The sequence below is a fragment of the Alexandriicola marinus genome (assembly GCF_004000435.1).
Classification (GTDB): Bacteria; Pseudomonadota; Alphaproteobacteria; order Rhodobacterales; family Rhodobacteraceae; genus Alexandriicola; species Alexandriicola marinus.
In genome coordinates this window covers 946,121-967,500 of record NZ_RBVZ01000001.1, presented here as the reverse complement: position 1 = coordinate 967,500, position 21,380 = coordinate 946,121, and the positions used below count along the sequence as shown (strand labels likewise).

At 62.0% G+C, this 21,380-nt stretch carries 18 protein-coding genes and 1 tRNA gene; 12 read left to right on the top strand and 7 right to left on the bottom strand.

Translation table 11 applies throughout. The annotated features are described in order from the left end of the window. Window positions 1–703 precede the first annotated feature (703 nt). A complete protein-coding gene (locus tag EP376_RS04755) occupies window positions 704–1,579 on the top strand; it encodes a lysophospholipid acyltransferase family protein (protein WP_127654373.1) in 876 nt (291 codons plus the stop codon). Between the two features lie 274 nt (window positions 1,580–1,853). Then, the gene (locus EP376_RS04750; protein WP_127654372.1) at window positions 1,854–2,900 is read left to right on the top strand and encodes a sodium:calcium antiporter; all 1,047 of its coding nucleotides are present in this window, start codon (window positions 1,854–1,856) and stop codon (window positions 2,898–2,900) included. A 254-nt stretch (window positions 2,901–3,154) separates the two neighbouring features. On the opposite strand, the gene EP376_RS04745 is transcribed toward EP376_RS04750, so the two are convergent. Both EP376_RS04745 and EP376_RS04740 read right to left on the bottom strand, forming a co-directional pair. After that, on the bottom strand, window positions 3,155–4,135 hold the full coding sequence (locus EP376_RS04745) for a universal stress protein (protein WP_127654371.1): 981 nt from the start codon (window positions 4,133–4,135) through the stop codon (window positions 3,155–3,157). A gap of 8 nt (window positions 4,136–4,143) precedes the next feature. Further along, window positions 4,144–5,859: a cation:proton antiporter gene (locus EP376_RS04740; RefSeq protein WP_127654370.1), complete on the bottom strand. Its 1,716-nt coding sequence runs from the start codon at window positions 5,857–5,859 to the stop codon at window positions 4,144–4,146. 1,247 nt (window positions 5,860–7,106) lie between these two features. Here EP376_RS04740 and EP376_RS04735 point away from each other — a divergent pair. Continuing rightward, window positions 7,107–9,536 (top strand): calcium-binding protein, encoded by a 2,430-nt coding sequence (locus EP376_RS04735; RefSeq protein ID WP_203331166.1) that lies wholly within the window; start codon window positions 7,107–7,109, stop codon window positions 9,534–9,536. Window positions 9,537–9,554: 18 nt separating this feature from the next. On the opposite strand, the gene EP376_RS04730 is transcribed toward EP376_RS04735, so the two are convergent. Next, window positions 9,555–10,196 carry a hypothetical protein gene (locus EP376_RS04730; RefSeq protein WP_127654368.1) on the bottom strand — a complete coding sequence of 214 codons (642 nt, stop codon included), beginning with the start codon at window positions 10,194–10,196 and terminating at the stop codon, window positions 9,555–9,557. Between the two features lie 193 nt (window positions 10,197–10,389). After that, window positions 10,390–10,475: transfer RNA gene (locus tag EP376_RS04725), tRNA-Leu, on the bottom strand. A gap of 166 nt (window positions 10,476–10,641) precedes the next feature. Between EP376_RS04725 and EP376_RS04720 the strand changes: the two genes are divergently transcribed. Continuing rightward, entirely contained in the window at window positions 10,642–11,220 is a 579-nt protein-coding gene (locus EP376_RS04720; RefSeq protein WP_127654367.1) for a YqaA family protein, read from the top strand. Continuing rightward, window positions 11,217–11,675, top strand: coding sequence for a disulfide bond formation protein B (locus EP376_RS04715; RefSeq protein WP_127654366.1), 459 nt, complete (start codon window positions 11,217–11,219; stop codon window positions 11,673–11,675). The genes EP376_RS04720 and EP376_RS04715 overlap by 4 nt, the downstream gene beginning before the upstream one ends. Here the strand turns inward: EP376_RS04715 and EP376_RS04710 are convergent. Then, on the bottom strand, window positions 11,650–12,096 hold the full coding sequence (locus EP376_RS04710) for an Lrp/AsnC family transcriptional regulator (RefSeq protein WP_127654365.1): 447 nt from the start codon (window positions 12,094–12,096) through the stop codon (window positions 11,650–11,652). The two genes, EP376_RS04715 and EP376_RS04710, sit on opposite strands and share 26 nt — an antisense overlap. An 87-nt stretch (window positions 12,097–12,183) precedes the next feature. On the opposite strand from EP376_RS04710, the gene rocF reads away from it, so the two are divergent. Together rocF and EP376_RS04700 are read left to right on the top strand one after the other, a co-directional pair. Next, complete coding sequence (rocF, locus tag EP376_RS04705; RefSeq protein ID WP_127654364.1) at window positions 12,184–13,113, top strand: arginase; 930 nt, start codon at window positions 12,184–12,186, stop codon at window positions 13,111–13,113. Beyond that, window positions 13,110–14,153: an ornithine cyclodeaminase gene (locus EP376_RS04700; protein WP_127654363.1), complete on the top strand. Its 1,044-nt coding sequence runs from the start codon at window positions 13,110–13,112 to the stop codon at window positions 14,151–14,153. The genes rocF and EP376_RS04700 overlap by 4 nt, the downstream gene beginning before the upstream one ends. A 21-nt stretch (window positions 14,154–14,174) precedes the next feature. Here the strand turns inward: EP376_RS04700 and EP376_RS04695 are convergent, their stop codons facing one another. Next, window positions 14,175–14,453, bottom strand: a complete 279-nt coding sequence (locus EP376_RS04695; protein WP_127654362.1) for an usg protein — start codon at window positions 14,451–14,453, stop codon at window positions 14,175–14,177. 191 nt (window positions 14,454–14,644) lie between these two features. On the opposite strand from EP376_RS04695, the gene gyrA reads away from it, so the two are divergent. Genes gyrA through gluQRS form a run of 4 tightly spaced genes read left to right on the top strand, consistent with a single transcriptional unit; the run spans window position 14,645 to window position 20,436 of the window. Continuing rightward, window positions 14,645–17,404: a DNA gyrase subunit A gene (gyrA, locus tag EP376_RS04690; protein WP_127654361.1), complete on the top strand. Its 2,760-nt coding sequence runs from the start codon at window positions 14,645–14,647 to the stop codon at window positions 17,402–17,404. After that, complete coding sequence (locus EP376_RS04685; RefSeq protein WP_127654360.1) at window positions 17,401–18,180, top strand: hypothetical protein; 780 nt, start codon at window positions 17,401–17,403, stop codon at window positions 18,178–18,180. The genes gyrA and EP376_RS04685 overlap by 4 nt, the downstream gene beginning before the upstream one ends. 49 nt (window positions 18,181–18,229) lie before the next feature. Next, the gene (gene trmFO, locus EP376_RS04680) at window positions 18,230–19,585 is read left to right on the top strand and encodes a methylenetetrahydrofolate--tRNA-(uracil(54)-C(5))-methyltransferase (FADH(2)-oxidizing) TrmFO (protein ID WP_127654359.1); all 1,356 of its coding nucleotides are present in this window, start codon (window positions 18,230–18,232) and stop codon (window positions 19,583–19,585) included. Then, window positions 19,582–20,436, top strand: a complete 855-nt coding sequence (gene gluQRS / locus EP376_RS04675) for a tRNA glutamyl-Q(34) synthetase GluQRS (RefSeq protein ID WP_127654358.1) — start codon at window positions 19,582–19,584, stop codon at window positions 20,434–20,436. The genes trmFO and gluQRS overlap by 4 nt, the downstream gene beginning before the upstream one ends. Here the strand turns inward: gluQRS and hisI are convergent. Then, window positions 20,421–20,780: a phosphoribosyl-AMP cyclohydrolase gene (hisI, locus tag EP376_RS04670; RefSeq protein WP_127654357.1), complete on the bottom strand. Its 360-nt coding sequence runs from the start codon at window positions 20,778–20,780 to the stop codon at window positions 20,421–20,423. The two genes, gluQRS and hisI, sit on opposite strands and share 16 nt — an antisense overlap. A gap of 71 nt (window positions 20,781–20,851) precedes the next feature. Here hisI and EP376_RS04665 point away from each other — a divergent pair, with 71 nt between their 5' ends. After that, entirely contained in the window at window positions 20,852–21,304 is a 453-nt protein-coding gene (locus EP376_RS04665; protein WP_127654356.1) for an iron-sulfur cluster assembly scaffold protein, read from the top strand. Window positions 21,305–21,380: the final 76 nt, after the last annotated feature.

Sequence of the window (21,380 nt, the reverse complement as noted above, 5' to 3'; positions counted from 1 at the left end):
GCTTCATCGACGTTTTGCCGATAGGCCGCCCCAACGGCCGGAATGCCCCCCAGTGGGCAAGACAGAGGTTTACCGGCCCTGTCTGAGACGACAAAGGGAAAATTCATCCCAAAATTACCCCAATTGCCTCGGTTCGCCCGATTCTTGCCCCGCATGGCCGGCAAATCGGGGTTCACCTCGCACATATTGTTTCGGCATCGGGATCAGTCGGGAGGGCTTTTGCCCGAGAAATGGCCGGTTTGGCGGTGAAATGCGCAGGAACGCCCAGAACGGGCGCCTCGATTGTTTCCAACTTGGTAGAAAGTCGCCGCCCGCCACGCTTCTGCCTTATTCGCGGCCAAAAACGACACATTTGCCCGCGATTTATCCACCAAGGTGCATCAATGCCGGTCGAGAGTGGCGATTGACCACCAGACGATCCGAAACCGGAGCATCGAATCGTGCAGCAAGGAGAAATCAGGCCCCTCCCGAAGGTTCAAATGTGGCAATCGGGTGGGCGGCATGGCCGATGCCCGAGTTCGGGCAATACGCGGGGCCTGTCCGGATCGGCGCCGTCCCCGGGGATCGGGCCCCCTTCGATTTGCGGCCCGGCGCCCCCTGCCCGGCCCGGCAATCCGCCTCCGTTGACCGGCCGTCATAGGGCATCCGGTCGCGGGCTGTTTTTTGCCATTGGATCTTGGCGGAAAACCACTGATAGAACGTCATGATATCCGCGCGCCTGAAATCCCTGTTCGAACATGTCCGGTATCTTCCGCTCTGGTCGGCGCTGACGATCTCGCGGGGGCGTTCCTTCGATGCGCGCTCGAAAAGCCTCGGAACAACGCTGGAAGCCGTGATGCGGTGGTTTCCGCCAGCCGCACGCGCCTTTGACCGCGAAGCGCGGCGCGTCTTTCCGGATATGCCCCGAAACGCGCGCGCAAAGCTCGGTCAGAGCATGGGCCATCATATGGGGCGGACGCTGTTCGAACTGTATCATGATGCGGAATTCCAGACCCTGACGCACAAGTTCAACGTCTCGGGCCCCGGGCTCGAGGTGTTGAAACAGGCCCATGCCGCCGGCAAGGGGGCGATCATCGTGTCGGGGCATTTCGGCCAATGGGAGGCCATTCGCGCGGTTCTGAAGACCCACGGGATGGAAAGCGGGGCCATCATTCGCACCCACAAGAACCGCCATTACGCGCGCCGGATTCGCGCCGGGATCGAGGCCGGGGGCCGGCCGATCCTGTCGACCGGCCGGTCCGGCACGATGGCCCTTGTGCGGCACCTCAAGGGCGGCGGGATCATCTCGATCCTGCTCGATGAGAAATATCCCGAAGGCGTGCGACTGCCGTTTCTGGGGCACGACGCACTGACCTCCCTGTCAGCGGCCCAGCTTGCGCTGAAATACGATGTCCCGATGATCCCGGCCTATGGGATCCGCACCGAAGACGGCTCCATGGTCGACGTGATCTTCGAAGCTCCGATCACGCCCACCGACAGCCTCACCATGACCCGCGCCTTCAATGACAGCCTCTCGGCCCGAATCCGCGCGCATCCCGATCAGTGGTACTGGCTGTTGAAGCGCTGGGATGGGGCCTGATCGTTCAAACCGACGACCCAGCCCGATCTCCCGCGGCATGAAAGCGTCAAAGCTCCCCTTTTCGCCAAGCCGCGATCGGCTGGCCTCGGCATGCCAACGTGAATGGGCCTCATGGCTCGGGGCGCAACCAGCAGAACAAAGCCGCCCCGCCACACGCAGCGTCGGCGGACCGCGAACAAGGGGCCCACACCGATAGACGCCCGGGAAGGTTCGCCCTAAGATCGACCTCACGTCCGACGTGCGCGCATTCCAACTGAACCCGGAGGGAACCGCCATGCTCGCCAATTGGCCGATCCACGACGTGCTGGGCCTCTTTGCGCTGGCGGCCATCGTGGTCTTGCTGACCGGATTGTGGATCACAGGACTGGTCGACCGGCTTGCCGACCGGACGGGGATCGGCGAAGCGATTGCGGGGGCAATCCTGCTGGGCATGGCAACCTCGCTCAGCGGCACCATCGTCTCGGTTACGGTGGCATGGGATGGCTACGCCTCGATGGCCTATGCCAACAGCATTGGCGGCATCGCTGCGCAAACGGCCTTTCTTGCTGTGGCGGACATCGTCTACCGGAAGGCCAACCTGGAACATGCCGCGGCGGACCTTGCCAACATCTTTCAAGCCGTCACCTTGATTGTTCTGCTGACCCTGCCGCTTCTGGCAAGCACGCTGGCCGAAGTCTCGGTTTTCGCGATTCATCCGGTGTCGCTGGTCATCCCCGCGATCTATGTGGGGGCCTTGTTCGCCACCCGTGCCCTGCACGAAACCCCGATGTGGCGCCCGGTCGACACGGACGACACCCGCACCGACCGACCGGAGGACGAAACCGACGGGTCACGTGACACCAGCACCGCGCGGCTTTTCGTGATCTTCGCAATCCTGATGCTGCTCATGGCCTGCGCGGGCTGGACAATCGCAAAGACCGCCGGCGCGATCACAGCGCGGCTGGAACTGTCCGAGACATTGATGGGCGCGTTGGCCACGGCTGTCGTGACCTCGATGCCGGAGCTGGTTACCACGGTCGCGGCCGTGCGCCGCGGCGCCCTGCAGCTTGCCGTGGGCGGGATCATCGGCGGCAATACATTCGACACCTTGTTCCTGACTGCGGCAGATGTCTCGTATCGCGACGGATCGATCTATCATGCCGCGACGGTGAACGATCAGTTCTGGACCCTCACGGCCATCCTGATGACGGGGATCCTCCTGAGCGGGCTTATCCTGCGTCAACGCAGGGGACCCGGTCGCATCGGCGTCGAGAGCCTCACGATCCTCGTCGTCTATGCCGGAGCCATCACATTGCAGGTGATGACCGCGTCCGGCCCATGACCACGCAGGCATCGCGACGGGCGCAGATCACAAGGTGATCGGACGGCGGGCAAGCCATAGATGCTCGGCCGGCGGCGGCCACGGCCCTGACCAACCTACCGTCATGAGGCAACCGTGACGACAGTTTGTCGGCTGAGGCCACGCGGTCGTTAATTCAAGAAATCGACCGGTTCGCAGGAGTTCTGGCCAGATCACGATGTGTCCCCTTGCGTGTTGAGGGCGACGATTCCACGTCAGACATCCGCTGAGGTGGATCAGTTGCCGAGAAGCGGGCTGACGAAGCCGTCCGGTTTCACGGCGATGACCGGACATGCGAGGCTGTTGATGATATTTTCGGCCGTGTTTCCTATGAACACGCCGCTCAGCCCGGTCCGGGCCACGGTCCCCATCACAACCACATCCACGGGGATCGCGCGGCTTTGCTCATGTATGACCGCCTCGGGCGACCCACGGTCCAGAATAGGGACCAGCCGGGGCCCGGGGCCGACCTCGCTGCGGACATCTGCAAGCAATTGATCCATCGCCTTGGTCCGGGTGGCGAGGATCTCGTTGACATATCGATCCGCGGAAATCCGCGCTGCACTCCCGCCGGAAAATGCCCAGACAAGCCCCTCGCCGATCGCCTCCCAGGCATGCAGAACGATGACTTCGCTGTCTGGCTCCGTCGCGAACATGCATGCGGTCTCGAGGACGCGTCGGTTCAAGGAGGTCAATGTCTCCGGCTCGGCCGCATCCAGAATATCGAGATCGACCGCGGCCAGGATGCGCTTGGGCCGACGTGACGCTGTCTCCGTCTGCAGCCAGACGGGGCACGGGCATTTGCGCAGCAGATGCTGGTCGGTGCTCGCAAACAGGACGCGACTGATGCCGACAAGCGGATCGGCCTTCTTGATGACCAAGTCGCAGTCCGAGCGCGCAACGTGGCGGATGATCTCCTGATAGGCCTTGCCAACCAGGATCGTGACATCGAATTTGGAACCGTGTGCGACTTCTTCAAGTCTCTCGCGCACCGCCGTCCGGGTGCGCTCTGCTGCCCCCTCGATCAGACTGGAAGGATCCGAGCCAGAGAGGCGCGCGAGAATCGACAGATCGTGCGGAGGTTCCACGCAGGCGACAATTTCAATGGAGGCGCAATGCACCTCCGAAAGGGCCATCGCGCTCTCAAGAGCGATCTGGCTTTCGCTGGCGTCCGCAACAACGAGTATCTTGCCTGATTTTTCGATGTTCATGGCCATTCCTCAAGCTACAATCGCTCCGATGGGGTCTCAACCGCCACCGCGGGCACAGGCGCATCGCCTGCGATCATCCTGGCTGCGGCGAAGGCCGCATCCCTGTAGGGCATCAGCACCAGTTCTGCCTGTTCGGCCTGCAGCTTTTCGGCAGTGGTGCTCCGATGTGCCGCGACGGCGATCTTTCCGGTGAAGCCAAGAGCGCGCGCGCCCCTGAGGAGTGTGTGGCGCGGATCGTCATGGGTCAGACCGGTGTCGTGTTCGGGAACGGCCATGACCAGCCATTCCGTCCGCCCGAGAGGAAGATGACCGAGGAACTCCGGATCTGTTGCGTCGCCGAACAGGACCTCGAAGCCCTGTCCCCGGGCAAAACGCACGGCCTCGGGGCTGAAATCCACCCCAAGAATTCTCTTGCCGCTATCCCGCAATTCCGACGCGATACCCAACCCGTAGCGGCCAAGGCCGAACAGGATCGCATCATAGGCCTGGTCGGCATCGGACGAGCCGCTGTCTTCCGCCTCCGGATGACGGCGTTCAAAAATCCCGAGGACGGGTTCGAAGACGGCATAGAGCTGGTGAGAATAGGTGATCATGTAGGTCGATGCAGCAATGGTCACGAGCCCGACCAGCGTGACCAGCCCTAGCGCCTCCTCCGTTACATGTCCGATAGCCACCCCCATCGCCATGAAGATCAGAGAGAATTCGCTGATCTGCGCAACGGTCAGTCCGGCGAGGAACCCGGTCCGCTTGCGGTAGCCCATCGCCCCCATGATCGCGAGCACGATCAACGGATTGCCGATCAGGACAAAGAGCGACAGGACGATGGCCGGGCCAATACTCGCACCCAGAGCAGAGAGATCGAGCGAGGCCCCCAGCGCGATGAAAAAGAACAGAAGCAGAAAGTCGCGCAGGGAGGCAAGCCGCGCCGCGATCGCCTCGCGAAAGGGCGTCGAGGCAAGCGAGACACCGGCCAGAAGCCCGCCGAGTTCCTTGCCGAAGCCAAGGTAATGGCCAATCGCGGCCAACAACGCTGCCCATCCGATGGCAAAGGAAACCAAGAGTTCCGGTGCCTTCGACAGCGTCTCGACCAGCGGACTGGCCACATAGCGAATGAAGAACACGACGAAAGCCAACATCGCGATGCCATAGCCAAGGACGCGCATGACCTCTGTCATCGCGTTCTCGTCTCCCGCCGCGGCGCCCCCCACACCTATGGCCGACAAAGCGATCATCGCCACCACGACGACGATATCCTGCACGATCAGAAAACCCAGTGCGATCCGCCCGTGCAGGGCATCTATCTCGCGCTTGTCGGACAGAAGCTTCACGATGATGATCGTTGACGAAAAGGTCAGCGCGATCGCCACATAGATCGCCACAAGAGCGCTGAGCCCGAGGGCGAGGCCGATGAGGAAGCCGAAGACCGTCGTGAACAGCACCTGTCCGATCCCGGTCACCAACGCGACCGGCCCCAATGTCCGGACAAGATTGAAATCAAGCTTCAGGCCGACAAGGAACAGCAAGACAGCGATGCCCAATTCGGCAAGCAGATCGATCTGCTCGTCGGAGCGGGCGATATCGAGCACCGAGGGCCCTGCGATGATCCCCACCGCGATGAAACTGACGATGAGCGGCTGGCGCAGCAACAACCCGACAAAGCCAACCCCGGCCGCAAGGACAAGAAGCGCGGCGATTTCATAGAAAATATAGCTCTCGATTGCTGTGGTCACATCACTCTCGTCAATGGTGTGCGCGATTGCCGCGAAATGTCTTCGACTGACCGGACGGCCGCGGAGAAGACCACCGAAGCCGACTGCCCCTTTGCGAACCCTCAAAGACTGCACCGGTTCGCGCTGCTGACTGAATATCAGACAAAAATCTGACAGATTTACTCGGAAAAGCAACCCAGATCTTGCTGAAAGAGCCTGGCATGCGTGCAGCCGTCCCGGGCATGCCGGAGGACCCCTTGGGGCGGGCTGAAGCACGGTCAACGCACCGTCGGAGCCGTTCACAGCTTCGGTCAACACCTGCCGGATCTTGCCGCGCGGATGTCAGACGGGAATGCGTTCATCGCAATCAACGTAGCTGACCATCGACCCGCCCGTTTCAACCGGGCCGCGCGCCTTGAACGTTCGGTTACTCCTGAGAAGGAGGAACCATGTTCTCAAATCCTTATTCAAAATGAACTAATTCACCGACCCATTGAGACATTCGGATAAATAAATTTTCCATAGATCCGACTAAAAATCTTTTGATTGAACCACAATCTCAAAGATAAACCCCCAATCCAGCGAATTACGATATCCGACCGACGTGAAGAACAGGGTCGTTCGCAAGCATGCGGCTCGTGCATTGCGGTCAGGCATCGAGGTCGCGACAAATCAATCCCTGAACGGAAAATAGAAGTGGCTGTCATGCGCTGAGAGAGCGCACCGACCATTTGTTTCCCGTGGGAAATGTCTTGACGCAAGAGAGCGCAAATATCCGGTGCCCAAGAACGTTAGCGGCTGACCCGAAACAGGAATTGTTCACGCCCTGATCCAGCATGTCGCTCCTATGGAAGCGGAGAATGAAACGATCAGGGCTTTCGAAAGAACTTTGGGAAATCTGTTGAGGATTCCGCACTTTGTCGTTGCGATATAGCACTTCGATCTTTGCTGATGTTTTGACCGGCGAATTTTCTGCCGGCCCCTTTTATTGCGACCTAGAGTCATCACCTTTTCCAGATGATTCCACTATGTCGGATCAGTCTTCATCGCCGCTCTTCGATAAACTCATAACGTCGGGGGGTAAACCTTTTTTGGAAGATCGGCACAAACTCTCAAATCAGATCTTTCACCATTTGGATTATCAGAACGCTTCCTTTGACATCGCAATTGATGGCAAGCCTTCCTCTAAAGAAACAGGAACCGACGCCCTGGTCCGCCGAATATCTGCAAAGGTGGATTCTCTCAAATTCAGCCAACCCCTATTCGACGTGCTTGTCACAGAATCCGATCTCGTTTCGGAGGACAGCGAACGAAACATCGTCCCGGATCAGACCGTCCGGATCGTCTCCATAACCGACAATACGGACTACCGCCTTTCCGTCACCTACCAGACCGATTTCGACAACATCGTCGAATTGAGTGCCGATCTCTTCGGTGGTGTCCTGATCAACAATCAGGATTTCGACAGCTTCATGGGTGATTACACCGAGTTTGGCATGTCGTTCATTCGCATACCCGGTGGAACGTTCACCGAGAAGGGATTGGTCGAAGACGGAGAGGTCATCTATGCCGATCCGTCGGTGGCGCTTTCCGATCTGCTCGTCGCCGACAGGTCGGCTTTCTTCCTCGATCTGACATTTCCCGAGTTGATAAACCCCGCGCTTCTCGAGGCCGACAAGAAGGACGGTAGCGCGAACAGTTTTGCCGCGCTTTCGGATCTCTTCGCCGCCGCGATCCAGCAGGACTGCCCGATCAGCGTGATCTTGCCCGTCCGACGGTATTATTCGGGCGTCGACCTGAAAAATCCGGCCGAGCTGGACCGGATGATGTCTCTGGCCGAAGAAGACTTGAGAGGGTTCCTCGAGAGGGTGAAATCCGGAGCCTTCAATGACGGGAAATATCCCGAGAACATCATCTTCGAGATCGGAAACGAGAATTATTCCACCCCGCTCGAACATGCCCTGTTCTCGCGGCTGTTCATCGATCTGATCGACGAGGTTCTGGGCGACAGCGATATTGCCCATGAGATCGCGTTTCAGATGAATATCGGAAGCGGCAATTTCGTCGACCTTCTGGAGCAGGGCTATTTCGACACCTATTTCGACGAGAATGGCAATGCGTTGGTGTCGTGGCTGGAGGGTTTGACGTTCGATCCCGGCGCAGAATATTCCTATGCCGACCGCATTCTCATCGTCGACCAGATGATGGCCTACATCGTCGGCGAGTCGCTTCTGAACGTCGACAAGTTGCGCCATCACTTCCTTGCGCTTGATGCAGAGAACATCCTGTCGGACTCGGCCCTGATCCATCAGCGTTTCGACATTCTCGACTATTGGCTCGATCAGGTCGAAGCGCTTGGCGGGGATCGCGATGACGTCGAATTCTTCGTGTCCGCCTGGACGGTCGACAGCAGCGATGCAGGCAATTATCCGGCCGGGCTGGCGGCGGCGGGCAACATCCTGTTGGCGACGCAGTTGTTCCTTGAAAACGGGGTCGATCTCGCCGCGGCATGGGGGTTCAACGGCTCGGACAAATACTGGCCAGAGAATTCCCCGACGACGGCGCTGACATTCACCAGCGACGACATCGTGACGCCGGCGGCGGAAGTCTTTCGCCTGTTGTCGGAGAATGCCGTCGGTCATCAGTTCCTCACGTCGTCGCGCGACGAGGTCATCGATGCCGACGACCCCTCCGATTACCGCGAGATGGTGTTCTGGTCCACGACCTCGGTCGTCATATTCTACACTGCAGGATACCTCGACGGCGCGACACTCAGCCTCGAGATCGACCTCTCGGCGTTCGGGCATTTCACCGCGGCGCAGATCGTGACTGTCGGCACGGTCGATGGTGAGGCGTTCGGACCGGTCGACAGCCAAAGCGCGAATTTGGCCGTTACGAACGACACTGTGACCGTCACGTTCGATCAGAGCCACGAGATCGTGATGCTCACCCTCGAGAACGAGGCCGTGTTCGGAACGGACGGCGACGACCTGTTCGAGGGCAACAGCGGCACCGACGTCTTTTTCGGGGGCGCCGGGGCCGATGTCATCAGCGGCTGGAACGGCGATGACAGGCTCTATAGCGAGGATGGCGCCGATACGATCTATGGCAATGTCGGAAACGACGAGATCCATGGCGGCGCGGATGCCGACAGGCTCCGGGGCGGTGACGGTGCCGACCTGTTGTACGGTGGAACGGGCGCGGATAACCTCGACGGCCAGACCGGTGACGATATCCTGTTTGGTGGCGACGGATCAGACCGGCTTTTCGGCGGTGATGGCAACGATGTGCTCGATGCCGGCGGCGCTGAGGTTGAAACCGTGACAGAGGCGATGTCTGATCCGGGCGCCACCACGACGGCGGGAGTGTCCAGCGCCGACTGGTGGTTGGACGTGTCCGGGCTTTATGACACCAACTATCTGGACGGGGGCGCCGGCGACGACACACTGATCGGCTCGAAGGGGGCTGACGAATTCGTCTTCTCCAGTGGGCACGACACGATCGAAGGCTTTCAACCGATCCTCGACAAGATTCTGTTTGCTGGAGAACTGTTCGATCAGATCGATATCGACGACGTGCTCTCGACCGCGACACAGACGACGTCGGGCATCGTGTTCCAGTTCGACGAAGACGCTTCCCTGACCCTGAGTGACATGTCGCTTTACCCGGATATCGACCGCGATCTGTTCATCCTGTGACCGGTCGACGAGGCAAACTCATTCCCGCTCGGCGATAAAGGCGGCGTCGGCGCCGATTTCAGCAACCGGCTCGGTCGCCAGGATCAGATTGCCCGCGACGATTCCCGCGATCGCGTCGAGCTCGCTATAGAAATCACCGAACAGGCCCGCATCGACGGTGATTTCTGTTCCTTCATCGAAGCGGAGCGTGCCTGTCAGGTCTGACTGATATGTGACGTCCTGGTCGAAGTCCGCGTCGCGATCGATGGTGCCGTTTCCGACATACAGGCTGCCATCGGCAAGGCCGAGATCTTCGTCGACAACGTTCGACACGGCCCCGGAAAATGCGTCCGACGCAAACTGCATCTCGATCGTCAGCAGGCCGAGCATGCTGTAATCCGTCCCACCGACACTGCCCGGAAGGCGCAGGGTGCCGACATAGTCGACCCGCCCGCTCTCAGGAAGCTCGGCACCCGGCTCCGGTGTTTCCAGATCGGTGACCTGCCGGATCTCGGCACCGTAACCGCTCAGCTGATCGTAGGTAAGGATCGCGTCGTTATCTGTCGAACGGGGCGGGCCGATCGCGGGATCTGGCCCGGGGGTCGCGCCTTCCGGTGAACCAAGGCAGCCCGACAATGCGACGACCAACACCACAAGTCCCGACGCGGTCAATAATTTCATCGCTGGCTCTCCTATTGGAGCGCGTATCCCTGACAGCACGATTGCTGCCCGACCACTTCATAAATCCGCAAGAAGGAATGCGAAAAACGAACCGACCGCGCCATCTGATTCAACCGTTCGTAACGTGATGTCTGCATGAGAGTTGAATTCCCCCCAAGCCATAAAGATCATGGAAGTAAATCAAACAGATCTATGGTGCCGGTGGAGAGACTCGAACTCTCACGATGTTGCCATCGGGGGATTTTGAATCCCCTGCGTCTACCATTCCGCCACACCGGCCCATTGGTCATGCTCTAGCCGCCCTTTTCTGCGGGGTCAACGATCTGAAAGGGGACCCTGCGCGATCGACGGTCTGGACACGTCGTGCAGTTGACCATTGCCCTGCGCCATGCCCTAAGGGGGACGATTTCGATTGGTCGGATTTTGCACGGGCAGATAGCAACCGATGATACGCAGCTTGTATGACTGGACGATCCGCAAGGCGTCGTCGGATAACGCGCTTTGGTTTCTGGCGTTCGTGTCGTTCATCGAATCGTCGGTATTTCCGATCCCGCCCGACGTGCTGATGATCCCGATGATCCTCGCGCGTCCGAACCGGGCCTTCGTGATCGCGGGTGTGGCGCTTGTCTCGTCGGTTCTGGGCGGGCTTCTGGGCTATGCGATCGGGGCCTTCGCCTTCGAAAGCATCGGCCAGCCCATCCTGATGAGCCTTGGCAAGGCGGAGGCGATCGAGGCCTTCAACGGCCGGTTCAACGATCTTGGCTTCTGGCCGGTTCTGATCGCGGGGCTCACGCCTTTCCCCTACAAGGTGATCACGATCATGTCGGGCTGGACGGGATTGCCACTGGCCACCTTCATCGTAACCTCGATCGTCGCGCGCGGCATCCGGTTCTTTCTGGTAGCGGGCCTTTTGTGGAAATTCGGTGAACCCATCCGCGATTTCATCGAGCGGCGGTTGGGGCTGATGTTCATCCTGTTCTGCGGTCTTCTTCTGGGCGGCTTCTATCTCGTGAGGTTCCTATGACCCGAAATGCATTGATTGGCCTTGCAGGCGGCGGGTCGCTTGCGCTTCTGGCCGGGGCGTTCCTTTTCCAGTCGCTGGGCTATGCGCCCTGTGCGATGTGCCTCTGGCAGCGCTGGCCCCATGCCGCCGCGATCGTGATCGCCGCCATTGCGCTGGTGCTCGGCGTGCGGGCGCTGGCATGGGTGGGCGCGCTGGCCGCGCTCACGACGGCCGGGATCGGCATCTACCACACCGGTGTCGAGCGCGACTTGTGGGAGGGCCCGTCAAGCTGCACCGGCGGGGGCGATCTGGGCGGCCTCGATGGTGCGGCACTCCTGTCGATGGACGCGCCCGCGATCGTGCTGTGCGACGAAGTCGCGTGGGAATTCCTGACGTTGTCGATGGCAAGCTGGAACGCGCTGTTCTCGATCGCGCTTGCCGTGATCTGGATCATGGCCGCCCGCCTTCGGGCCTGACGGGGCGCCGGGTCGACAGAAGAAGACTGGTCTCGCTACGGCGCACCCCATCGAGTTTGCGCACCGCGAACAGGACCCGGTCGAATTGCTCGAGCGTGTCGGCCCCGATCTCGACGATCAGATCCCAGCTGCCATTTGTCGTGTGAACCGCGCGCACCTCGCGCAGCGCCGACAGCCGGGCCATGATGCGTTCGGTCCCCTGCCCCTCGATCCCCAGCATCATGAGACCGCGAACCGGGCTTTGCGCGACATCGGCGCGGGTCAGCACGGTGAACCCCGCGATATCGCCATCTGCGATCATGCGCGCCATGCGGCTGCGCACGGTGGTGCGGGTGACGCCCAGGTCGGCCGCAAGCTCTGACAGCGACGCCCGCCCGTCGCGCCGCAAGGCCCCAACCAGTTCATTGTCCAGTTTGTCCATGATGACTGCCCGATATGATCAACTCCGACACATATTGCACATTATCAGGGTTTGAGACATCCCCGATCGGGCGCGATATCCGCGGGCATGACACATGACACCATCATCCTGATCGGCGCGCCGGTCGATAGCGGCAAGCGCAGCCGGGGCTGCCTGATGGGGCCGGACGCGTTCCGCGTGGCGGGGCTCGATACGGCGCTGGGCGATCTGGGCCTCAGGGTCGAGGATCGCGGCAATCTTGCCCCCGACGCCGCAACAGCCCCTGCCGGAGCGCCTGCGCATCTTCATGCGCCGGGCGAGACAATCGGCTGGACGACGGCCATTGCGCGCGCCGCGCGCGAGGCCGCCCCGTCGGGCATGCCCATCTTTCTGGGGGGCGATCACGCGCTGTCGCTGGGATCGGTGACCGGCATGGCGGCCCATGCTGCCGGGCGCGGGCGGCCCCTCTTCGTGCTGTGGATGGATGCCCATAGCGATTTTCACACGCCGCAGACGACCGAGACGGGTCATCTGCACGGCACGCCCGTTGCCTATGCCACGGGTCAGGCCGGGTTCGACGCCTTCCCTGCCGTCGAGGCACCTGTCGATCCCGCACATGTCGCGATGATCGGGCTGAGGTCCGTCGATCCGGCCGAGCGCACGGCGCTGGCCGGCACCGAGGTCGACCTCACCGACATGCGCCGCATCGACGAAGAGGGCATCCGCGCACCGCTCGAGGCGTTTCTGGATCGGGTCGCGGCAGCGGGTGGCGATCTGCATGTCTCGCTCGACGTGGATTTCCTCGACCCCGCCATCGCGCCCGCCGTGGGCACGACCGTGCCCGGAGGCGCGACCATCCGCGAGGCGCATCTGGCGATGGAACTGCTGTGCGACAGCGGGCTGGTGACATCGCTCGATCTGGTCGAACTGAACCCGTTCCTCGACGAGCGGGGGCGCACGGCCTCTCTCATGGTGGATCTGGCGGCCTCGCTTCTGGGGCGGCGCATCTTCGACCGGCCAACACGGAGTTTCACATGAACACGCCCTCACAACGGGCCATGGTGCCCTTTATCAGCGTCGAAGCGATGATGCAGATCGTCCACAAGCTGGGCATTCGCACCGTGCTGCGCGAACTCGCCAACGAGATCGAAGCCGATTTCCTGCGGTGGGACAGCTTCGACAAGACGCCCCGCGTGGCGTCGCACTCACCGGTGGGCGTGATCGAACTGATGCCCACGTCGGACGGCGCGCTCTATGGGTTCAAATACGTGAACGGCCATCCCAAGAACATGGCCGACGGCTTGCAGACGGTGACGGCCTTCGGGCTTCTTGCCGATGTTGCCACGGGCTATCCGGTGCTGCTGTCAGAGATGACGCTTCTGACGGCGTTGCGCACCGCCGCCATGTCGGCCCTTGCCGCACGGCACCTCGCCCCGAGCGGCGCCATGACCATGGCGATGATCGGCAATGGCGCGCAATCGGAATTCCAGAGCCTTGCCTTTCAGGAAATCGTGGGCGTCACCGATGTCCGCCTGTACGATATCGATCCGGCCGCAACCGCAAAATGCCGGCGCAACCTCGAAGGATCGGGCCTGAACGTGATCGCCTGCACATCGGTCGAAGAGGCATTGGAAGGCGCGCGGATCGTGACGACCTGCACCGCCGACAAACGCGCCTCGACGATCCTGACCGACAACATGATCGGGCCCGGCACGCATATCAACGCGGTGGGCGGCGATTGCCCCGGCAAGACGGAACTGCACCGCGACATCCTTCTGCGTTCGGACATCTTTGTCGAATACCCCGAACAGACCCGCATCGAGGGCGAGATCCAGCAGCTGCCCGCCGATCACGCGGTGACCGAGCTTTGGCAGGTCTTCGCGGGCCACGCGCCCGGGAGGCGCGACAAGAGCCAGATCACGCTTTTCGACAGCGTGGGCTTCGCGATCGAGGATTTCTCCGCCCTGCGCTACATCCGCCGCGCGGCCCTCGAGACCGGCACCTACCAGGAGCTTGACCTGCTGGCCGACCCCGACGATCCGCGCGATCTTTACGGCATGCTGCACCGAGCCCGCTGAGGCCGGGTCCGTCGCACAGCCCTAGTGGTAGTGGAATTCGCCCGTCACGTTGCGCCATTCTCCCGGCGAGATCATCTTGCGATGGACGAACCGCACCGAATGAAGCGGGCCCTCGATCTCGTCCTGCCAATACTCGATGAAGTCGAACAAGCGGGGGTGATCCGGGGCAAGATCGTAATCCTGCCAGACAAAGGTGTTGAGCACCGATTTGTGGTCCGGCATCCGGTAATAGAACTCTGCCGTCGTCAATCCGTAGCCTTGCAGCATGAGTTCGGTTTCACGCGCCAGCGATTGCGTCATGGGCATTCCCTTTTCTATTACGATAAGGCTATCGCAGCAGAAATTAAAAATAAGTCAATCATCACAATCTGTTAGCATCCACCCGTCCCGGCTGCTTGCAATCGGGCTTGCGACCATTGCACCCCAGACCTCGCGTCTGATATAGATGTTTTCAACTAGATGTAGATGAAACAACGCATCGGGCAGACATTGTGAGCGATACGCCAGAACCACCTGAAAACAAAGAAGATTCTGCGCCGCCCCCGCCAAGGCCAGAAGGTCCGTCGATCTCCATCGTCGAGGAGATGAAGACCTCCTACCTCGATTACGCGATGAGCGTGATCGTCAGCCGTGCGATCCCCGATCTGCGTGACGGGCTCAAGCCTGTTCACCGACGGATCCTTTATGCAATGCATGAAGTCGGCAACACCCACGACAAACCCTACCGGAAATCCGCCCGGCCCGTCGGCGACGTTATGGGCAAGTATCACCCGCACGGGGATTCGGCGATCTATGATGCGCTGGCGCGGATGGCGCAGGATTTCTCGATGTCGCTGCCGCTTCTGGACGGTCAGGGCAACTTCGGCTCGATGGACGGCGATAATCCGGCGGCCATGCGCTATACCGAAGTGCGGATGGACAAGCCCGCCGCCTATATCCTTGCCGATATCGACAAGGACACCGTCGATTTCCAGGATAACTACGACGGCAAGGACCGTGAACCCACCGTTCTGCCGGCGCGGTTCCCGAACATGCTGGTCAACGGGGCGGGCGGGATCGCCGTCGGCATGGCCACGAATATTCCGCCGCACAATCTGGGCGAGGTGGTCGACGCGACGCTGGCGATGATCGACAACCCCGACATCTCCTCCGAGGAACTGATCGAGATCGTACCGGGCCCCGATTTCCCGACAGGCGGCCTGATGCTGGGCCGCTCCGGCGCGCGCAAGGCCTATCTCGAGGGGCGCGGCAGCGTCATCATGCGCGCCCGCACCGAGGTGGAGGAGCTGCGCAAGGATCGCTTTGCGATCATCATCTCCGAAGTGCCCTACCAGGTGAACAAGGCCTCGATGATCGACAAGATCGCCGAGGCAGCCCGCGAAAAGCGGATCGAGGGCATCGCCCATGTTCAGGACGAAAGCGACCGGAACGGCGTGCGCGTGGTGATCGAGCTGAAGAAGGACGCGACGGCCGATGTCGTCCTGAACCAGCTGTTCCGCTTCACCCCGATGCAGACTTCGTTCGGCTGCAACATGCTTGCGCTGAACGGCGGGCGACCGGAACAGCTGACCCTGCATTCCTTCCTGTCGCATTTCATCGACTTCCGCGAAGACGTGGTCGCGCGCCGCACCGCTTATGAGCTGCGCAAGGCCCGGGAACGCAGCCACATCCTGTGTGGCCTTGCCGTTGCCGTTTCCAACGTCGACGAGGTGGTTCGCACGATCCGGTCCTCTGCCGATGCCGCCGAGGCGCGTGAAAAGCTGATGACCCGGCGCTGGCCGGCCGGAGATATCCTCGAATACATCGAGCTGATCGACGATCCGACCCACCGCGCCAACGAGGATGGCACATACAACCTGTCGGAAACGCAGGCCCGTGCGATCCTCGATCTGCGGCTTCAGCGCCTGACACAGCTGGGCGTGTCTGAAGTCACCTCGGAATTGCAGGAGCTTGCGGGCAAGATCCGCGACTACCTCGAGATCCTCGGCTCGCGCGAACGGATCCTCCAGATCATCCGCGATGAGCTCACCGAGGTCCGTGACTTGTTTGCCGTGCCGCGCCGGACCGAGATCGTCGACTGGGCCGGCGACCTCGAAGATGAGGACCTGATCGAACAGGAAGACATGGTCGTGACGGTCACGCAGGGCGGCTATATCAAGCGCACGCCGCTGGCCGATTTCCGCGCGCAGCGGCGCGGCGGGAAGGGCCTCAGTTCGATGCAGACGAAGGACGAGGATGTCGTAACGACGCTCTTCGTCGCCAATACCCATACGCAGCTTCTGTTCTTCACAACCGACGGGATGGCCTACAAGCTCAAGTGCTGGCGCCTGCCGCTGGGCTCGCGCACGGCACGCGGCAAGGCCATCGTCAATATCCTGCCCATTCCACAAGGCGTCTCGATCGCGGCGATCATGCCCGTCGACCGGCCCGAAGACGAATGGGACGACCTTCAGGTCGTCTTCGCCACCGATGCGGGCACCGTCCGGCGCAACAAGCTGTCGGACTTCACCAACGTGAACCGCGCCGGCAAGATCGCGATGAAATTCGAGGGCGAGAACGAGGGCATGAGCCTGATCAACGCCCGTATCGCGTCGCCCGAGGATGACGTGATGCTCGTCACCGCGTCTGGCCGGGCGATCCGATTCCCCTCGACGGATGTGCGGGTGTTCAACAGCCGCGCCTCTGTCGGCGTGCGGGGTATCCGGCTCAAGGACAAGGACAGGGTGGTGTCGATGTCCGTCATCCGTCATTTCGATGCTTCGGCAGAGGAACGGGCGGGCTATCTGAAAATGCGCCGCGCCATGGCAGGGCTGACGGATGAGGCCGAATCGGATGACGAAGAAGAGGCAGTCGCCGGCGCCATCAGCCCCGAGCGCTATGCCGAAATGTCCGCGTCAGAGAACCTGATCCTGACGATCACCGCCAAGGGATCGGGCAAGCTCAGCTCCAGCCACGATTATCCCGTGCGCGGGCGCGGCGGTCAGGGCGTCACCGCGATGGACAAGGCGATGCGCGGCGGGCCGATCGTGTCGTCCTTCCCTGTCGAACTGGCAGATCAGATCATGCTGGTGACCTCGACCGGACAATCGATCCGGATCCCCGTCGAGGGCATCTCATTCCGGTCGCGTTCGGCCGGTGGGGTGCGGGTCTTCAACACCGCGAAAGACGAAGAAGTCGTCAGCGTGGCGTGGATTGCCGATCAGGGCGATGCAGATCAGGTCGAGGACGAAGACGGCGACACGGAAGAATGACCTGTCGCCCCGTGGCGCGCCTTGCATCCGGGCTTTTCCTTGCGCTGGTCGCGGGTCTGGCCTCGGCCGAACCCGCGACCCGCTTTCAGGCGGAGTTGGGCCGCGAGGGAATGCGCCTGACCTCGGATGTGAACCTTGATTTCGGGAATTACGCGCTTCAGCTCGGGGCCACGTCGAACGGTCTGCCCGAGACAGGCGGCATGTCCGATTTCCATGTGATCGCCTCGCGCCGGATCAGTCCGCTCTTCCGGTTCGGCCTCGAAGCGCAGATCAGCAATGATGACGCGCTTGATGGCGCGCGGGCAGCCTATGCCGTGCGGGCGCTGGCCACGCGGGGCAGCAGATCGCTCGATCTGCGCCTTGGCGTGATCGACGGCGGCGCGCCTGGTGCGCTGTTCTACACGGTCAAGGTGTCGGAGGATTGGGGCCCGAACCTGCGGGCCACGGGGCGGCTCCATCGCTATAGCACCAAAGATGAAGACCTTGATTATTATGCCATAGGTCTCGATGGGGCCTATGATCTCGGCGATGGTCTGCACGCCCGCGCGGGGGGCGTCTATCGACTGTCCGACGACCTGACCGAAGAGGGCAGCTTTGCCCATATCGGCCTGGGTCTCCGGCCCCACGAGGCGGTCACCCTTTCCGCCGATCTGGTCGGGCGTGACATGAACGGCGACCCGGGCCTGTCGGCCGAACTGACCGTGACGATCGCCACGGGCCAGGTCCATTTTTCGACGGATGTGTTCGGACAGAGCCTTGCGACCTATGGCCATTGAACCGACGCCCGGGCTTTTCATTTCGCGCGCCCCGGCCTAGATCGGGGTCATGGCAGAGACACTTCATATCATCGGCGGCGGCATGGCCGGATCCGAGGCCGCGTGGCAGGCCGCGCAGGCCGGCATTCCCGTCACCATCCACGAGATGCGGCCCAAGGTCGGCACCTTCGCCCATCGCACGGGCGATCTGGCCGAGATGGTCTGTTCCAACTCGTTCCGGTCCGACGATTCCGAACAGAACGCCGTGGGCCTTCTGCATTGGGAAATGCGGGCTGCCGGCGGCCTGATCATGCAGATGGCCGACAAGCACCGCCTGCCCGCCGGTGGTGCGCTGGCCGTCGACCGCGATCCCTTTGCGCGCGCCGTCACCGCGATGCTGCGCGACCATCCCCTGATCACGGTCGAGGATGGCGAGATCACCGATCTGCCCAGCTATGGCCACTGGATCATCGCGACCGGCCCGCTGACCTCTGGCGCGCTGGCCGAAAGCATCCGGGCCGAGACCGGTGCCGAGGCGCTGGCGTTCTTTGACGCAATTGCCCCCATCGTCCATTTCGACAGCATCAACATGGACGTGGCCTGGATGCAGTCGCGCTATGACAAGGGCGAGACCGAGGAAGAGCGCACGGCCTACCTGAATTGCCCGATGACCAAGGATCAGTACGAGGCTTTCATCGATGCGCTTCTGGCCGCCGACAAGACCGAGTTTCACGAGGGCGAGACCGCGGGATATTTCGACGGCTGCCTGCCCATCGAAGTGATGGCCGAGCGGGGCCGAGAGACCTTGCGCCACGGGCCGATGAAGCCCGTCGGCCTGACCAATGCGCATAATCCGCAGGAAAAAGCCTATGCGGTCGTTCAGCTGCGCCGCGACAACGCACTTGGCACGCTCTACAACATCGTGGGTTTTCAGACCAAGATGAAGTACGGGGCACAAACATCTGTTTTCAAGATGATTCCGGGCCTGGAAGACGCGCGTTTTGCCCGGCTTGGCGGCATTCACCGCAACACGTTCATCAACTCGCCTACGCTGCTCGATCCTCAGATGCGGCTCCGCTCGCGGCCCAATATCCGCTTTGCGGGCCAGATCACCGGGGTCGAGGGTTATGTCGAGAGCGCCGCGATGGGGCTATTGGCCGGGCGCATGGCCGCGGCCGAGATACGCGGCGAGGTCCTGCCGCCCGTTCCCGGCACGACGGCGATGGGCGCGCTGGTCCATCACATCACCGGTGGCGCCGAGGCCAAGACCTTTCAACCCATGAACGTCAATTTCGGCCTGTTCCCGCCGCTGGACGGTGTGCGCGGTGGGCGGCGCGGCCGGAAGGAGCGCTACAAAGGCTATACCGACCGGGCCAAGGAAGACTGGCAGCACTGGCTCGGGCAGCACAGGCTGGCCGCCGAGTGATCACGCGGTTTGCCCCCTCTCCCACGGGGCCGCTGCATCTGGGCCACGCCTTTTCCGCCATGACCGCCTCCGACATGGCGCGCGCGGACGGGGGCGTGTTCCTGCTCAGGATCGAGGATATCGATCGGGCCCGGTCAAAGCCCGAATGGGAAGCATTGATCTTCGAAGACCTCGGCTGGCTGGGCCTTGACTGGCCGCGCCCTGTTCTGCGCCAGTCAGACCGTCTGCCCGCCTATCGCGAGGCGCTTGGACGCCTGTGGGACGAGGGGCTTCTTTATCCCTGCACCTGTTCCCGCCGCGACATCCAGGAGGCGGCATCCGCGCCGCAAGAAGGCGTCCGCATAGGCCCCGACGGGATCGTCTATCCGGGCACCTGCCGGGGCGCACCCCGCACAGGCCCCCTGCCCGACAGCGTGTTGCGCCTTGATATGCAGATGGCACTTCGCCGGATCGGAGAGCGGGCATTTGACGAGACCGGACCATCGGCGCCGGGATGGCACACGATCGACCCGCAGACCCTGATCGAGGGCGCGGGCGATGTCGTGCTGGCCCGCCGGGATTTCGGAACCTCCTATCACCTGAGTGTCGTTCTGGATGATGCGCATCAGGGCGTGACCCATGTGGTCCGCGGGCAGGATCTGTTCGAGGCGACGGCGATCCATGTCGTTCTGCAAGCGCTCCTCGATCTGCCCGTTCCCCGGTATCACCATCACAGGCTGATCCGCGACGAGACCGGCCGAAGGCTGGCCAAGCGCGACGATGCGCGCGCGATCCGGCTCTATCGCGAGGACGGCAAGACGCCGGCAGAGCTGCGCGAGATGCTGGGTCTCGGACCTCAGCCCTCGGGCTGAGTAAGCTCGACCACCTCGCCGCCGCGCACCGCGCGATAAAAACAGCTGCGCCTGTTGGTGTGGCAGGCCGGGCCGGTCTGACGGACCTGAACCAGCAGGCAATCCGCGTCGCAATCAAAGCGCAGATCGACAAGCTCCTGCACATGGCCCGAGGTCTCGCCCTTGATCCAGAAGCTTTGCCGCGACCGCGACCAATAGGTCACCCGCCCTGTCTCGATCGTGCGGGCGACCGCCTCGGCATTCATCCAGGCCATCATCAGCACCTCGCCGTTCTCGGCATCCTGCGCGATGGCGGGGATAAGACCCCTGTCGTCATATGAAAGATCGGCGGGATCGAAGGGCATCGGAATTTTTCCTTTGGACAGGGCGCGGCGGATGCCTATGTAGAAACCCGAAGAGGAAAGGGCAAACCCGGATGTCTGGCGAAAGCGACCTGATCAAACTCTATTCGGCGCGAATTCTTGCGCTGGCGGCGGACATGCCGCGCACGCAGCGGCTTGAAAATCCGGATGCCACCGCGCGCAAGCGGGCGCCTTTGTGCGGATCGACCGTGACGGTCGACATCCGCATCGACGGGGACCGGATCGTCGATTACGGACAGGACGTGAAGGCCTGTGCCCTTGGGCAGGCCTCGGCCGCCGTGATCGGTGCCGCCATCATGGGCCAGACCGAGGCGACGATCCGCAAGGGCCGTGACCAGCTGGTCGCGATGCTCAAGGAAGGCGGCCCCGTGCCCGAGGCCCCGTTCGAGGGGCTCGACGTGCTGGAACCGGCCAAGGATTACAAGAACCGTCACGCCTCGATCCTTCTGGCATTCGACGCGACGCTTGACGCGTTGGATCAGGCCAAGGCCGCGAACTGCGCCTGACCTCCCCCTTACTCAAGACCAAAAAAAACCGCCGCACATCCGTTGGGATGGCGGCGGCAGGAAAAGCGTTCTCGTA

Bases quoted from the DNA above. Each gene is read 5' to 3' on its own strand.
- EP376_RS04755 (WP_127654373.1), top strand. From the start codon at position 704: ATGATATCCGCGCGCCTGAAATCCCTGTTCGAACATGTCCGGTATCTT.
- EP376_RS04695 (WP_127654362.1), bottom strand. From the start codon at position 14,453: ATGACGCAATCGCTGGCGCGTGAAACCGAACTCATGCTGCAAGGCTAC.
- EP376_RS04700 (WP_127654363.1), top strand. From the start codon at position 13,110: ATGAACACGCCCTCACAACGGGCCATGGTGCCCTTTATCAGCGTCGAA.
- EP376_RS04720 (WP_127654367.1), top strand. From the start codon at position 10,642: ATGATACGCAGCTTGTATGACTGGACGATCCGCAAGGCGTCGTCGGAT.
- rocF (WP_127654364.1), top strand. From the start codon at position 12,184: ATGACACATGACACCATCATCCTGATCGGCGCGCCGGTCGATAGCGGC.
- EP376_RS04665 (WP_127654356.1), top strand. From the start codon at position 20,852: ATGTCTGGCGAAAGCGACCTGATCAAACTCTATTCGGCGCGAATTCTT.
- EP376_RS04745 (WP_127654371.1), bottom strand. From the start codon at position 4,135: ATGGCCATGAACATCGAAAAATCAGGCAAGATACTCGTTGTTGCGGAC.
- hisI (WP_127654357.1), bottom strand. From the start codon at position 20,780: ATGCCCTTCGATCCCGCCGATCTTTCATATGACGACAGGGGTCTTATC.
- EP376_RS04715 (WP_127654366.1), top strand. From the start codon at position 11,217: ATGACCCGAAATGCATTGATTGGCCTTGCAGGCGGCGGGTCGCTTGCG.
- EP376_RS04750 (WP_127654372.1), top strand. From the start codon at position 1,854: ATGCTCGCCAATTGGCCGATCCACGACGTGCTGGGCCTCTTTGCGCTG.
- EP376_RS04730 (WP_127654368.1), bottom strand. From the start codon at position 10,196: ATGAAATTATTGACCGCGTCGGGACTTGTGGTGTTGGTCGTCGCATTG.
- EP376_RS04710 (WP_127654365.1), bottom strand. From the start codon at position 12,096: ATGGACAAACTGGACAATGAACTGGTTGGGGCCTTGCGGCGCGACGGG.
- EP376_RS04685 (WP_127654360.1), top strand. From the start codon at position 17,401: ATGACCTGTCGCCCCGTGGCGCGCCTTGCATCCGGGCTTTTCCTTGCG.
- trmFO (WP_127654359.1), top strand. From the start codon at position 18,230: ATGGCAGAGACACTTCATATCATCGGCGGCGGCATGGCCGGATCCGAG.